The organism is Enterococcus dongliensis (genome assembly GCF_031927985.1).
In the GTDB taxonomy this organism is placed as follows: Bacteria; Bacillota; Bacilli; order Lactobacillales; family Enterococcaceae; genus Enterococcus_A; species Enterococcus_A dongliensis.
The window spans coordinates 181,366-193,923 of record NZ_JARPZC010000001.1 but is presented as its reverse complement, the minus strand read 5'-3'; the positions used below and the strand labels follow the sequence as shown (position 1 = coordinate 193,923).

Here is a 12,558-nt window from a genome sequence, read left to right as displayed (position 1 = left end):
AATGAGTGTTCAAGATTGCCAACAAGTTGTCGTGACAGTAGAAGGCAAGGGAGATTCTAAGCAGCATGCGTTTGCGAGCGCACTAGGAGAAATCCAAAAGAAAATGATGCAAGAATCAGAAGTGATTTTACGAATTGAGCCTGTAGAAGTGGAAGTAGTCAAGGCTGTGCAACAGTCGTACAAAGAACGATTTCTTTTCTTCTTCTTTCCAAGAATACGAACACATTATTACGTGGAGCTGAAAGTAACAGTAAATGTGACGACGATTGAATTGAATGAAGTGACATTTACGCAGGAGACGACGAGTGATCCAGATGGTATCAAAATCCCCGTTTTTTCCAAAAAAATATGAGTATAGAGAGGAAGTAACGAAGTGGAATTTACAGTAATCTTAATCAAATCTATTATCATTGGCGGCTTACTTGGTTTTTCTGCCTCAATGGGGGCGGCTCGAATGTTCCATGCGCCAAGTACGCAAGGATTAGGTGCCTTTCGTACATTAGGCGAGATGAACGCCTGTATGGGCGATCCAGCATCGCATTTCTCATTTGGACTAGGATTTTTCTTCAATGCTTGGGCATCAACGGTAGGAGCGGGAGCATTTACACAAGATGTTACGCACCGGATCGTTCCGAACTGGGCAGCTTCGATCTTATTAATCAAAAATAAAAACATTTCAGAAACGATGCATGATCCTAAAAAAATGGGTTTTGTTGGGGCAATCGTTGGAGCAGTCGTTGTTGCCTTTTTAAATTCAACCGCTGCAGCAATTCCTGAAGCATTACAAGTAACTGCAGTAGCCGTATTGGTTCCAGCAGCAACAACTTTGATCAATATCGTAATGCCGATTATTTTCTGGTTAGCAGCGTTAGATGCAGGAAAACGGACAGGTTTTTGGGGAACATTATTTGGCGGAATCGCTCAATTGATCATGGGCAACGCTGTTCCTGGTGTGGTATTAGGTATCTTAATTGGTAAAGGCGTCGATGAAATCGGCTGGTCTAAAGTAACGAAGGTCATGATGGCAGCTATTATAATATTATTTATTCTAAGTGGATTCTTCCGTGGATTTGATTTGGAAATGTTGAAGAGCTTTAACTTACAAGCACCAAATTGGCTTGAAAATATGCACAAAGCAATCACAGTGAAATAATTAAATACTCAAGAAAAGACATATGAAAAAAATGAATACCTTTATTTGAAATAGGAGGGAAACAAATGGATAACACAGAAGAGTTGAAGAAAGATCAGGCGGCCCTTTTGGAAGAAAAAAAAGCCAAAAGCTTCTGGTATGCTGATTGGTCATTTCCCATCATCGTAGGGATCATGTCTGCAGCAGTCTTTGCTGGGACACATATGTATGTAACTTATGGAGTCGGTGCTTTTAATGAAGTGTCGATCGTCGCGATGTTAAAAGCCGGATTAGATGGCGGTTCCTATGGAGCAGCAGCGGCATTTGGCGCAAGTTTCTTGTTTGCTCGGATTTTAGAAGGCTCTTTAGTCGGAATCCTTGACTTAGGAGGATCGATCTTAACAGGTATCGGTATTGGTGTTCCTGCGATTTTCTTAAGCATGGGGATCCATGCACCAATTGATAATTTTGCAGTCTCATTATTAACGGGAACTGTTTTAGGATTATTAGTTGGCGGTGTAATTATCTTGATTCGTAAATTTACGATCAATCAAGCAAATTCTACCTTTGGTGCAGATGTAATGATGGGTGCCGGAAATTCCTCCGGTCGTTTCTTAGGCCCATTGATCATCTTGAGTGCAACGACTGCATCAATTCCAATCGGTATCGGGGCAACGCTTGGAGCATTGGTCTTTTATATTTGGAAAAAACCAATTGCAGGTGGAGCAATCCTAGGTGCGATGATATTGGGAGCAATCTTCCCAGTAGCGATCCAGTAGAAAGAAGGGTAAAGGATGTTTGATTTATTAATCAAAAATGGAAAACTTATCACTGGAGAAAAAGTTGAAGTTGCTATAAAAGATGGTGTGATTGTATCTGTTGATACGGCTATCGAATCAGCAGCAAAGGAAGTAATCGATTTAGCTGGAGAACACTATGTATCAGCAGGATGGATTGATGATCATGTTCATTGCTATGAAAAAATGACGCTTTACTATGATTATCCAGACAAAATCGGTGTAACCAAAGGAGTCACTACAGTAATTGATGCTGGGACGACCGGTGCGGAAAATATCGGCGACTTCTATGAGTTGACGAAGAAAGTAAAGACCAACGTCTATGCGCTGATCAATATCTCAAAATGGGGAATCGTTGAACAAGATGAGTTAGCTGACTTAACGAAGATCCAAGCAGATCTTGTCCATGATCGTTTAGCCCAACTTCCGCAATTCATTGTCGGAATTAAAGCACGAATGAGTAAGACGGTTGTCGGTGAGAATGGAATCACACCTTTAGAATTAGCCAAAAATATTCAACGAGAAAATGATGATCTGCCATTGATGATCCATATTGGTTCAGCACCGCCAGAATTACAAGAAGTCTTGACGTTGTTAGACAAGGGCGATGTTTTGACTCACTGCTTCAACGGCAAGCCAAATGGTATCTTAAATAAGGATACAGATAAAATCAAAGATTTTGCTAGAGCAGCGTATGATAAAGGAATCGTTTTTGACATTGGTCATGGAACAGATAGTTTCAACTTCCACGTTGCTGAAGTAGCTTTAAACGAAGGAATTAAAGCAACATCAATTAGCACAGATATTTACCATCATAATCGTGAAAGCGGACCGGTCTATGATCTGTCGACTACGATGGAAAAATTAAGAGTAGTTGGCTATTCATGGGAAGAGATTTTGGACAAAGTAACGGCTGTACCAGCAGACTCTTTCAATTTAGCAAAAAAAGGTCAATTAGCAGCGGGCTTTGATGCGGATCTGACGATTTTTGATTTGGCAAATGGAGAAAAAACATTGACCGATTCAAATGGATTCACACGTACAGCCAAAGAATTGATCAAACCAGTTAAAACAATTATTGGAGGCACCGTTTATGACAATTAGTTATGATAAATTTGGGCTAAAAGAAGTGATCAACGCTTCAGGTAAGATGACGATTTTAGGTGTATCAAAAGTATCAGAAAATGTTCTAGCAGCACAACGTTTCGGCGGAGAACACTTTTTTGAAATGAGTGAGCTGCACGTTCAAACGGGAGCTTACTTAGCAAAACTTTTAGAAGTAGAGGATACTCAAATCGTATCTTCAGCGTCAGCGGGGATCGCACAATCTGTTGCAGCGGTGATTGGTGAAGGAAGTGTGTATCATGCATATCACCCTTATACAGAACGCATAACTAAGCGAGAAATTATTTTGCCAAAAGGCCACAATGTTGACTATGGCACACCAGTTGAAGTGATGGTAGGCCAAGGCGGCGGAAAAGTGGTTGAAGCAGGCTATGCGAATATGTGCTCAGCAGCACACATCGAGATGAGGATAACAGCAGATACAGCGGCAATTTTGTATATTAAAAGTCATCATACTGTACAAAAAAGTATGTTGACAGTAGCAGAAGCAGCGGCGGTCGCTAAAAAGCATCAATTGCCGTTGATCGTAGATGCTGCAGCAGAAGAAGATCTTTATAAATACAGCAAAGCCGGGGCAGATCTTGTGATCTATTCTGGGGCAAAAGCGATTGAAGGTCCAAGCAGCGGTCTAGTAATCGGCAAAGGAAAATATATCGAATGGATTCGTCTACAAGGCAAAGGAATTGGCCGTGCGATGAAGATCGGTAAAGACAATATCCTAGGCCTTACTCAAGCGTTAGAAGATCGCTTAAAAGATGGCAGTGAAACAGGCGATTCAATGAAAAAACGTTTGGCTCCATTTATTGATGCAATCAATCAAATCGAAGGCCTAAAAGCAACTATCGTACAAGATGGTGCAGGCCGTGATATTTATCGCGCAAGTGTAAAAGTCTTAGAACGATCAGCAAAAGACGTCATTGCTGCGTTAAAAGAAGAAAATCCAGCAATTTACACAAGAGAATACCAAGCCAATAACGGTATTATTGAATTTGATATTCGTGCCGTAAATGAAGAAGAAATGAACAAGATCGTTACTCGATTAAAAGCAATCATGTAATGAGTACTAAACGCTTGCCAATAGATAGTGACAGGTGTATCAGATTTGTTTTTCTAAAGAAAAAACTTTACTATGGATAAGGAGTAAATAGATATGTCATTAACCCCAAATTATTATAAAGATCGTGTATGTTTAAATGTTTTAGCAAATTCAGTTGAAAATGCCCGTGATTGTTACAGTGCAGCAGACGGCCACGTAGTTCTAGGTGTTTTATCGAAAAACTATGATAGCGATGCAGCTGCTATTGAAGATATGAAAAAATATCAAGAAGCAACAAACAATGCTCTTTCAGTCGGACTGGGTGCTGGCGATCCAAATCAAAGCCAAATGGTTTCACGGATATCTGGCGATTTACAACCACAACATGTGAATCAAGTCTTTACCGGTGTAGGTGCTTCTCGTGCTTTGTTGGGACAAGATGACACAATCATCAACGGTTTAGTTTCTCCTTGTGGCAAAGTTGGTTATGTCAATGTAGCAACTGGTCCATTGAGTTCTCAATCACCAGAAGCAATCATCCCAATTGAAACAGCAATCGCTTTATTGAAAGATATGGGCGGCAGCTCAGTTAAGTATTTCCCAATGAAAGGACTATCACACAAAGAAGAATATCAAGCCGTTGCAAAAGCGTGTGCTGAAAATGACTTCTATTTAGAGCCAACTGGTGGAATCGATTTGGAAAACTTCCAAGAAATCGTTAAAATTGCGCTAGATGCAGGAGTGAAAAAAGTTATTCCTCACGTATATAGCTCAATTATTGATTCTGAAACAGGCGATACTCGTCCAGAAGATGTTAAAACATTATTTAATAAAGTAAAAGAACTTTTATAAATTAGTGAAAAAGGTGAGACATGGATTATGTCTCACCTTTTTTGGCAAGAAACAATTTTATTAGTGAAATAAGTAACAAAATATTGACAATTATTAAAATTTAATGTAAGTTTGAAAGCAATAAAACTGACAAAAACGTTGTTACTTTTATTTAAATAGAGAATTTTTTATTTGGATATATTAGTGAATAGATGAACAAATAAGAATGGGAGGAAATGAAATGATTGAAACTTTTGTATTTTCTAGCGAAGATATCTTTTTGAAAGAAGATCAGACGAATATTCAGCAGCTGTTGGAGTATCTAAAAAGTCGCAAGCAGCAAATAGGTATGGTTTTTTATGATCAAGAAAAGATGAATCAGATTTTATTGAACGACCATTTAACTGATTATTTGGATTTTACTATTAAAGGGAAAGAGACGGAGATAATCCCCCAAGAACTGGTCGATTTTTTACAGGTAGAATTGACTTATCAAAAAGTTAATTATATTTAAGATTCATTGGAGAAAGTAAAAAAAGCTGAAGAATTTGGATTCAAATCAATCTATCTTGCTGAAAACTGTTATAAAAAAACAGTCACTTGCCAAGCCTTTCAAGATTTTGAACAGCTGCATTTAGGAGTGATTGAAAATCGGTTTGATACATTGATGTAATAGAAATAAGGGCCTTTAACAGCTGTTAAAACTGTTAAAGGCTTTTTTATGTGTGATTTTCAGACTTACTAAATCGATTAAAGCAGAATTATTTTCAAAATAACTTATTTTAATAGGGAACTATGATAAAATTATTATTGACTCAGTCATTGTTATTGAAAGAAGGTGGATCACTTGGGCAAACATACCGCTCCCAATGAAAAAAGAACAGTAAGATATTTGACTGTAGGTTTGATAGCACTTTTGTTAGCGGGAGGTGCTTATTTTGGTGTGACACGTATTTCAAGCCATTTGAAAAACTCAAAAGAAACGATTGCAGTAAAAGAGAGCCAAACAAGTTCAAAGGAGAAACATACTGCAAGCAAACCGGCACAAACAACACCCCAAAGTCGTGAAAAACAAAAAACAGCACCGCAGTCTGCTAAACGAACGAGCATGAGCAAAAAAACAGTAGATCCGAAAAAAAAGTCTAGAACAGCTGCACAAATTAAAAAACAACTGATTTCACCAGCCAAAGAGTTAACCGAAAGTGCTGGAAAAGTCTATTATGGTGTTTATTATTTCAATGATAAGCAGGAATTTTCAAGTGAAAATTCTGAACCAACGATTGCAGCCGACATTATTGAGCTGTTTATTATGGAATACGCACTTGCTCAAAAAGATGGCAAGGATCAAATAATCCAAGAAAAACGGTTATCTGAATGGTTAACCCCAATGATTCAGCAAAATGATAGAGATGCGACTAATGTATTAATCGATCACTATGGAATGGATAATTTAAATACGTATTTTAAAGAGCAAGGATATCTGGATACGCGAATTGAACACCGAATAGTCGATATCAATGTTCGAATCATCGATAGAAATAATTACACTTCTTTAAATGATTGTCTAAAGTTACTGAAAAAAATCTATACTGACCGTGAAAAAGACCCGCAAAAATTTATGTTGGAACTTTTAACAGGACAAACGATTCGAACTAAGATTCCTCAAAAAATACCAACGGATGTTCCTGTGGCAAATATCTCCGGAGAACAGCAGAACGTCGAAAATGACGGTGGGCTCGTACTGTCAAAAGACAATCCGTTTGCGATTGTTGTACTGACCCAAGATGTTTCAGATATCGTAAAAATCCGAAGCGCCATCGCTGATTTTAGTTTGGCCGCAACTAAATGAAACTAGAGAACTTATCAGAAAAGGTAAGTTCTTTTTTATATAAAAAAATAGCGACATGAAACAATAAAAAATTTATTTTTTAGAACGGGTAGTATGATAAAATAAATATAAAAACAAGCATCATTTTAGTTGATCGAACTCAAGGAAAAGGAGTAGGGGAAAATGAAGATTTGTCCGAAGTGTGGGAAAGAAAACAGTGATCAAGCGTTATTTTGTGAAAATTGTGGGTATGAATTTGCTAAAACTGAATCATTTAAAAGAAATCAAGGGAGTAATCTACAGGAAATGGGTCAGGCACCAGCCGCTAAAAGATCCAATGGTTCAAAATGGTTTATTATTGGAGGCGTCGCATTATTAGCTGTTATTGTTGGTGTTGGTTTTGCTGTGGCAAATCGATCAACTAATGAAGCGGCACCGACGACAACTGTTTCGTCTAGTTCAGTAGATACAAGTAAGTATGATGATATCATCGCTGAAGCTAAAGAATTAACGATTAACGGAGAATATAAGAAATCAAATTTAAAATTGAGTCGTATCTCAGCTAGTGATCTAGGGAAGAATGAATTTTCCGCTATCGCAGATGAAGTTGATGAACTGACTGAGAAAAATGAAGAAGGATTAAAACAAGCAGATGATAAAGAAGCTGCACAAAAAGCTCAAGAAACAGAGCGTCCTGATGTAACGACTTCCGGAAGTTCAAGTGCTTTTAGCGGTGATTATGCTAAGTGGGCAAATACGTACTATTTTTATTATTCGCAAACAAGCCAACGACAAAGTGCTTTGACTATCGGAGCCAATGGTAGTGTGACTCAAAAAAATGTTAATGGCACGCAATATTTTGGCAAAGCTACGATTACTAGCGCAAGCGGAGATGTTTTAAGTTATGAAACAAACGAACAATATCCTTCTGATATGCCGGATACTAAATTAATCAATCCAAACGTACAAATTACAGTTGCTTGGGATGGCGGCGGCACGCAGATCTATTACGGGTATCTTTCTTATTCTTCACGGTTGGCGTTGACTGATGGTGTCTCGAAAAATGACGGAGTCAACGAGGTCTGGATTTCTTAAAAAATTTTACAAGAAAGAAGTTGAAGTCTTTTGGGAAGACATTCCAGCCCGAAAAGATCAAAAATTACAAAATATAGTTGGATAGGGATCTTATTTTTGCTGTTAGCTAGTTCTACTTATTTAGTAGTCACTAAGTTTTTTGCTCAACAAGCAACACCGGCAGTCATTGAGTCGAGCAGCATAGAAAAAAGCAGCAAACAGTCAGTAATTGAAACAAGTCAGAAGACGACCCATTCGAGTACTATCAGTACGCAGCAGTCAAGTGAAGTGCAAATACAATTAGATCCTTCTGGATTGCTTGCCAATGCGGAACAGGTTTATTACGGAGTCTATTATTTTAAAAACAATCAAGAATTATCCAGTCATAATTCTGCACCGACTGTTTCTGCTAGTGTAATCAAAGTTTTTATCATGGAATATGCATTTACTAAAGCCAATCCAACGGAGATTGTTCAAGGGAAATCGCTGAATGAGTGGATTATTCCGATGATCCAGCAAAGTGATAACGAAGCGACGAATGTATTGATTGAACACTTTGGGATGGAGACATTGAATCAGTTTTTTCAAGCACAAGGGTACCGAGATACGCGAGTAGAGCGGAAAATGTTGGATAATGTAGCACGTAGTCAAGGCAAAGAGAATTATACTTCATTGAATGATTGCATGATTTTTTTGAAGAAACTTTATCAACAACGGGAAAATTATCCACAATCAACGATGCTAGAAATTATGAAAGGTCAAACAGTCCGTACAAAAATCCCAAGTAAATTGGCCGGTGAAATCACAGTAGCCAATAAAACTGGAGAATTGGATAATGCAGAAAATGATATCGGACTGGTCTTAACAGAAGATAATCCGTTTGCGCTGGTCGTATTGACTAAAAATATGACTAGCGTAGCAGGAATTCGAAATGCTATCGGTGACTTTGCCTTAGCTGCGACACAAATCAACTAATTGAGTAGAAAAAATTCAGTCAAAAGAGACCCATTGTCCCAACATACAGGCGCAATTGGAGCAGCACAGATTGGAAAAATTAAAATAGCAAAAAAAGGATATGGCTGAATCTAAGCCATATCCTTTTGAGTTAAAGGGATCATTAGAAAGGCGAGTGTAGAAAAATTTAGAGTGTCGAAAGAATAATCATCAAAAAAGAACCTTCTTCTATCAACGCACTGAAGAAAAGGATCAAACTATCGACAAACAATACACTCATATTTGCACCAAACATTACAGCTAACCGCTCAAATGTATCGCTGATTTTTTTCTCTTTAAAATAGACATGAAAAAGATAAAAATTAACTAACACAAGTATGATAAATGAAAAAATAATGGCAATCTTCATACGTATACTCCCTTGCTCAACTAGACGATTTTCTATAGTTATTATACTCCTTACTAGAAATAATGATAGAACACAAATTAGGATATTGTTTTATTTTTAAAGATAACTTAAAAGAGGAGAGTCATTTCATGTCTATAATTTATACAACCTGACATTTAACGGGTGCTCCGGTATACTAAATGAAAATAAACTTTAAGGAGGAGCAATGATGAGTGCTGCAGCGGATTTTGATTATTATGAGCGTACGATCCGGACCATGTACCAAAACTATTATTGGAAGCGGATCGTCATTAGCGGGATTGCATTAGCCATAATCATGGGGTACAGTGGAATCTTTCAAGATAATTTGGTATTGAATTTCTTGTTGATGGTCGTATTAATAGGGATCTTGATTTTTTTGTTTTTAGAAAAGCAAAAGTTTTCCGAAGTGTATCAGGCATTTCTTAGAGAGAATCAACCACAAATCCAGATTCATAAAATTCAAGAAGAGGAATACAGTTACAATGTGATGGATGATAAAAAAATTCGGATCAATAAAAAAGGTGTCCGTAACTTACCTTCGAATAATAAACAATACACACTGATGGTCGGCTTTTCTAAGGCATTTTTTACACGAGAACCATTACAGATCATCTATTATGACATATTAGATCTTACATACGAAGAAAAATTTCGCTTAAGGCGGAATGGCTATACTAAAATGCCGCGTTTTTTACGGCGATTCACTTTGCGTAATTTACAAGCAAGTGTTGGAAATGGTCTGCGTTTTGTCTTAGGGAATATCTTTCTTTTATTTATTTTATATCGTTTATTACGTTATTTATGGTCGTTTCTACGAATCTTTTTTTGATCACTTGAGAGATCTTTTCTCAGGTGATTTTTTTATTAAATTTTTATGATACACTGGTATTGAAAGCGGTTTATTTGAAGTCAATAAAATAATAGAGAGGATCTTTTATAAAATGACTGAAGAGAAAAAAAGGATAAAAACGATTGTTGTTGGACCACGCGGAAAAATGGGACGCTTGATTACTCAGCTTGCTGCTGAGAGTGAAGAGTTAAAGCTAGTTGCAGGGGTCGGTCCTAAAGGTCGTGATTATATTGGGCAAGATTTAGGACAAGTGACTCTTCTTGGGCGTAATCTAGGTGTACCAGTCGTGGATGACTTAACAGAAGTGATTGAAGCAAGCGATGTGATTATTGATTTTTCCACTAAGGAAATGGGACTAGAAGTTTTACGATTGGCAGAAAAATACAAAAAAGCCCTCGTTTGTGGGACGACTGGATTTAATCCAAAGGAGAAACAATTTTTTCAAAAAGCTAGTGAAACAATTCCTGTACTTTATGCTGCGAATACATCGAAATTGGTCAATGTGATGAACAACTTATTACAAATAGCCACAGCGATGATTGGAGAAGAGACCGATATTGAGATTGTAGAAATGCATGACCGCTGGAAAAAAGATGCACCAAGTGGTACGGCAAAAGAAATGGGAGAATTGATTGCTGATGAATTAGGAATAAGCCTTTCAGACAGCGCAACTTATGGTCGAGAAGGTGTTGGTGAGCGAGAAGCAGGAACGATCGGTTTTCATTCTTTGCGAATGGGGGATACTCCTAGCAGCCATACTGTTTTATTCGGTGGTTTTGGCGAACGATTGGAAATTAGTCATCATGCGACAGACTGGCGTGGATTTGCTAAAGGTGCATGTGATTGTGCGGTGTTCTTAGCCAAACAATCACCAGGTTATTACCATGTTTCCGATGTTTTAGAAAAAGACTTGAACTAATTAGTTCAAGTCTTTTCAGATTGTAGACAATAGAAATTATTTTTCTTTTTTTGTTATTTAATATTTTTTAATAATTTATTTATTGACTTCTCATTTTGTAAATGATAAATTTAGGGCAATCATTTAAGGAGGTCAGGACACATGACAAACAACAATACAATTCGTCAGTTTCAAACAGTTGAATCAGCATGTTGTTGTATGGTGCAAAAAGCAGCATACCATTTTGTCATGTCTATTAACTGTTCTGGACTCGTTTGAAAAGAAGGCAACGTCTAACTTTTAACGATCAGAGGTGCAGCTTTAATAGCTTGCACCTCTTTTTTTGTCCGTAAAATTAGGAACTTTGCTAAAAAGAGGAGGAACCACCATGTGTTGTCGCTATCCAGCAAAATTCAGATAAAACAAAATCAGGAGGAAGAATCTTATGCAATTATCCACCCAATTGATCCACGGAGGAATCAGTGAAGACCCATTGACTGGAGCAGTCAGCGTACCAATCTATCAAACATCAACATATCGTCAAAAAAAATTGGGACAGCCTGGAGACTTTGAATATTCTCGTTCTGGCAACCCAACACGTCAGGCGTTAGAAGCTTTGATCGCAGAACTTGAAGGCGGTGTGAAAGGTTTTGCTTTTGGATCAGGCTTGGCGGCAATTCATGCGGTCTTATCTGTGTTTCAGCCGGGAGATCATCTGATTTTAGGCGATGATGTTTATGGCGGTACATTTCGTTTGCTTGAAAAAGTATTCAAACCTTTAGGATTGAGTTATACGATGGTAGACAGTCGCGAACTTTCTCAACTTGAAGCCGCACTGACTGATCAAACAAAGGCACTGTATTTAGAATCTCCTAGCAATCCGTTATTAAAGATTATCGATTTAGAAAAAAGTGCGGCTTGGGCAAAAAAACATGAATTGCTGACGATTGTAGACAATACTTTTGCGACACCTTATCTGCAACAGCCGTTGAGATTAGGCGCGGACATCGTATTGCATAGCGGAACCAAATATTTAGGTGGACACAGTGATCTAGTTGCGGGACTAGCAACAACAAATAACGCTGAACTAGCAGAAAAAATTGGTTTTTATCAAAATGCGATCGGCGGTGTTCTAGGACCGCAAGATAGCTGGTTACTACAACGAGGAATCAAAACATTGGCTGTGCGGATGGAGGCACATCAAAAAAATGCGGAGATAATTGCAAACTTTTTATCAAATCATCCGGCTGTTGCAAAAGTTTATTATCCTGGTCTGACTGAGCATCCGAGTCATGACGTGGCTGCTAAACAAATGCGCGGCTTTGGCGGAATGATCGCTTTTGAATTGCTAGATGAGAGCCAGGTTGCAAACTTTGTTGAATCGTTGAAAGTCATCACATTGGCTGAAAGTTTAGGCGGTGTCGAAAGTTTGATCGAAGTACCTGCAATCATGACGCATGCTTCGATTCCAAAAGAACAACGAGAAGCTGCAGGAATCAAAGATGGTCTGATTCGTTTATCGGTAGGGATTGAAGCAGTTGAAGACTTACAAAGTGATTTAAATCAAGCATTGCTTACAAATATCACGGCCGATAATTCATAA

General features: G+C 37.9%; 15 protein-coding genes. 14 read left to right on the top strand and 1 reads right to left on the bottom strand.

What is annotated here, in order from left to right; all coding sequences use genetic code 11:
• Position 1 precedes the first annotated feature (1 nt).
• The 11 genes from P7D84_RS00925 (at position 2) to P7D84_RS00875 (ending at position 8,798) form a co-directional block, all read left to right on the top strand.
• Complete coding sequence (locus P7D84_RS00925; protein ID WP_137604483.1) at positions 2 to 352, top strand: DUF4312 family protein; 351 nt, start codon at positions 2 to 4, stop codon at positions 350 to 352.
• A gap of 21 nt (positions 353 to 373) precedes the next feature.
• A complete protein-coding gene (locus P7D84_RS00920; protein WP_137604482.1) occupies positions 374 to 1,153 on the top strand; it encodes a DUF4311 domain-containing protein in 780 nt (259 codons plus the stop codon).
• Positions 1,154 to 1,218: 65 nt separating this feature from the next.
• Positions 1,219 to 1,911 carry a DUF4310 family protein gene (locus P7D84_RS00915; protein WP_137604481.1) on the top strand — a complete coding sequence of 231 codons (693 nt, stop codon included), beginning with the start codon at positions 1,219 to 1,221 and terminating at the stop codon, positions 1,909 to 1,911.
• Positions 1,912 to 1,926: 15 nt separating this feature from the next.
• A complete protein-coding gene (locus P7D84_RS00910) occupies positions 1,927 to 3,033 on the top strand; it encodes an amidohydrolase/deacetylase family metallohydrolase (protein ID WP_311804717.1) in 1,107 nt (368 codons plus the stop codon).
• Complete coding sequence (locus P7D84_RS00905) at positions 3,023 to 4,111, top strand: DgaE family pyridoxal phosphate-dependent ammonia lyase (protein ID WP_311804716.1); 1,089 nt, start codon at positions 3,023 to 3,025, stop codon at positions 4,109 to 4,111. Before P7D84_RS00910 ends, P7D84_RS00905 begins: the two co-directional genes overlap by 11 nt.
• 93 nt (positions 4,112 to 4,204) lie before the next feature.
• Positions 4,205 to 4,942 (top strand): 2-dehydro-3-deoxy-phosphogluconate aldolase, encoded by a 738-nt coding sequence (dagF, locus tag P7D84_RS00900; protein ID WP_137602865.1) that lies wholly within the window; start codon positions 4,205 to 4,207, stop codon positions 4,940 to 4,942.
• A 220-nt stretch (positions 4,943 to 5,162) separates the two neighbouring features.
• Positions 5,163 to 5,435 carry a hypothetical protein gene (locus P7D84_RS00895; protein WP_311804715.1) on the top strand — a complete coding sequence of 91 codons (273 nt, stop codon included), beginning with the start codon at positions 5,163 to 5,165 and terminating at the stop codon, positions 5,433 to 5,435.
• 6 nt (positions 5,436 to 5,441) lie between these two features.
• A complete protein-coding gene (locus P7D84_RS00890) occupies positions 5,442 to 5,594 on the top strand; it encodes a hypothetical protein (protein WP_311804714.1) in 153 nt (50 codons plus the stop codon).
• 165 nt (positions 5,595 to 5,759) lie between these two features.
• The gene (locus P7D84_RS00885) at positions 5,760 to 6,770 is read left to right on the top strand and encodes a serine hydrolase (RefSeq protein WP_311804713.1); all 1,011 of its coding nucleotides are present in this window, start codon (positions 5,760 to 5,762) and stop codon (positions 6,768 to 6,770) included.
• A 162-nt stretch (positions 6,771 to 6,932) separates the two neighbouring features.
• Positions 6,933 to 7,844 (top strand): zinc-ribbon domain-containing protein, encoded by a 912-nt coding sequence (locus P7D84_RS00880; protein WP_311804712.1) that lies wholly within the window; start codon positions 6,933 to 6,935, stop codon positions 7,842 to 7,844.
• A gap of 96 nt (positions 7,845 to 7,940) precedes the next feature.
• Positions 7,941 to 8,798 (top strand): serine hydrolase, encoded by an 858-nt coding sequence (locus P7D84_RS00875; RefSeq protein ID WP_311804711.1) that lies wholly within the window; start codon positions 7,941 to 7,943, stop codon positions 8,796 to 8,798.
• Positions 8,799 to 8,964: 166 nt separating this feature from the next.
• Here the strand turns inward: P7D84_RS00875 and P7D84_RS00870 are convergent, their stop codons facing one another.
• Entirely contained in the window at positions 8,965 to 9,186 is a 222-nt protein-coding gene (locus P7D84_RS00870; RefSeq protein WP_137602877.1) for a hypothetical protein, read from the bottom strand.
• Positions 9,187 to 9,391: 205 nt separating this feature from the next.
• Here P7D84_RS00870 and P7D84_RS00865 point away from each other — a divergent pair, with 205 nt between their 5' ends.
• The 3 genes from P7D84_RS00865 (at position 9,392) to P7D84_RS00855 (ending at position 12,558) form a co-directional block, all read left to right on the top strand.
• Positions 9,392 to 10,036, top strand: a complete 645-nt coding sequence (locus P7D84_RS00865) for a hypothetical protein (RefSeq protein WP_137602878.1) — start codon at positions 9,392 to 9,394, stop codon at positions 10,034 to 10,036.
• Positions 10,037 to 10,148: 112 nt separating this feature from the next.
• Positions 10,149 to 10,976, top strand: coding sequence for a 4-hydroxy-tetrahydrodipicolinate reductase (gene dapB, locus P7D84_RS00860; RefSeq protein WP_311804710.1), 828 nt, complete (start codon positions 10,149 to 10,151; stop codon positions 10,974 to 10,976).
• A gap of 424 nt (positions 10,977 to 11,400) precedes the next feature.
• Entirely contained in the window at positions 11,401 to 12,558 is a 1,158-nt protein-coding gene (locus P7D84_RS00855; protein WP_311804709.1) for a cystathionine gamma-synthase, read from the top strand.

Excerpts from the sequence above, each read along its gene's own strand:
- P7D84_RS00925 (WP_137604483.1), top strand. The coding sequence starts at position 2 with ATGAGTGTTCAAGATTGCCAACAAGTTGTCGTGACAGTAGAAGGCAAG.
- P7D84_RS00915 (WP_137604481.1), top strand. The coding sequence starts at position 1,219 with ATGGATAACACAGAAGAGTTGAAGAAAGATCAGGCGGCCCTTTTGGAA.
- P7D84_RS00910 (WP_311804717.1), top strand. The coding sequence starts at position 1,927 with ATGTTTGATTTATTAATCAAAAATGGAAAACTTATCACTGGAGAAAAA.
- P7D84_RS00905 (WP_311804716.1), top strand. The coding sequence starts at position 3,023 with ATGACAATTAGTTATGATAAATTTGGGCTAAAAGAAGTGATCAACGCT.
- dagF (WP_137602865.1), top strand. The coding sequence starts at position 4,205 with ATGTCATTAACCCCAAATTATTATAAAGATCGTGTATGTTTAAATGTT.
- P7D84_RS00895 (WP_311804715.1), top strand. The coding sequence starts at position 5,163 with ATGATTGAAACTTTTGTATTTTCTAGCGAAGATATCTTTTTGAAAGAA.
- P7D84_RS00880 (WP_311804712.1), top strand. The coding sequence starts at position 6,933 with ATGAAGATTTGTCCGAAGTGTGGGAAAGAAAACAGTGATCAAGCGTTA.
- P7D84_RS00870 (WP_137602877.1), bottom strand. The coding sequence starts at position 9,186 with ATGAAGATTGCCATTATTTTTTCATTTATCATACTTGTGTTAGTTAAT.
- P7D84_RS00865 (WP_137602878.1), top strand. The coding sequence starts at position 9,392 with ATGATGAGTGCTGCAGCGGATTTTGATTATTATGAGCGTACGATCCGG.
- dapB (WP_311804710.1), top strand. The coding sequence starts at position 10,149 with ATGACTGAAGAGAAAAAAAGGATAAAAACGATTGTTGTTGGACCACGC.
- P7D84_RS00855 (WP_311804709.1), top strand. The coding sequence starts at position 11,401 with ATGCAATTATCCACCCAATTGATCCACGGAGGAATCAGTGAAGACCCA.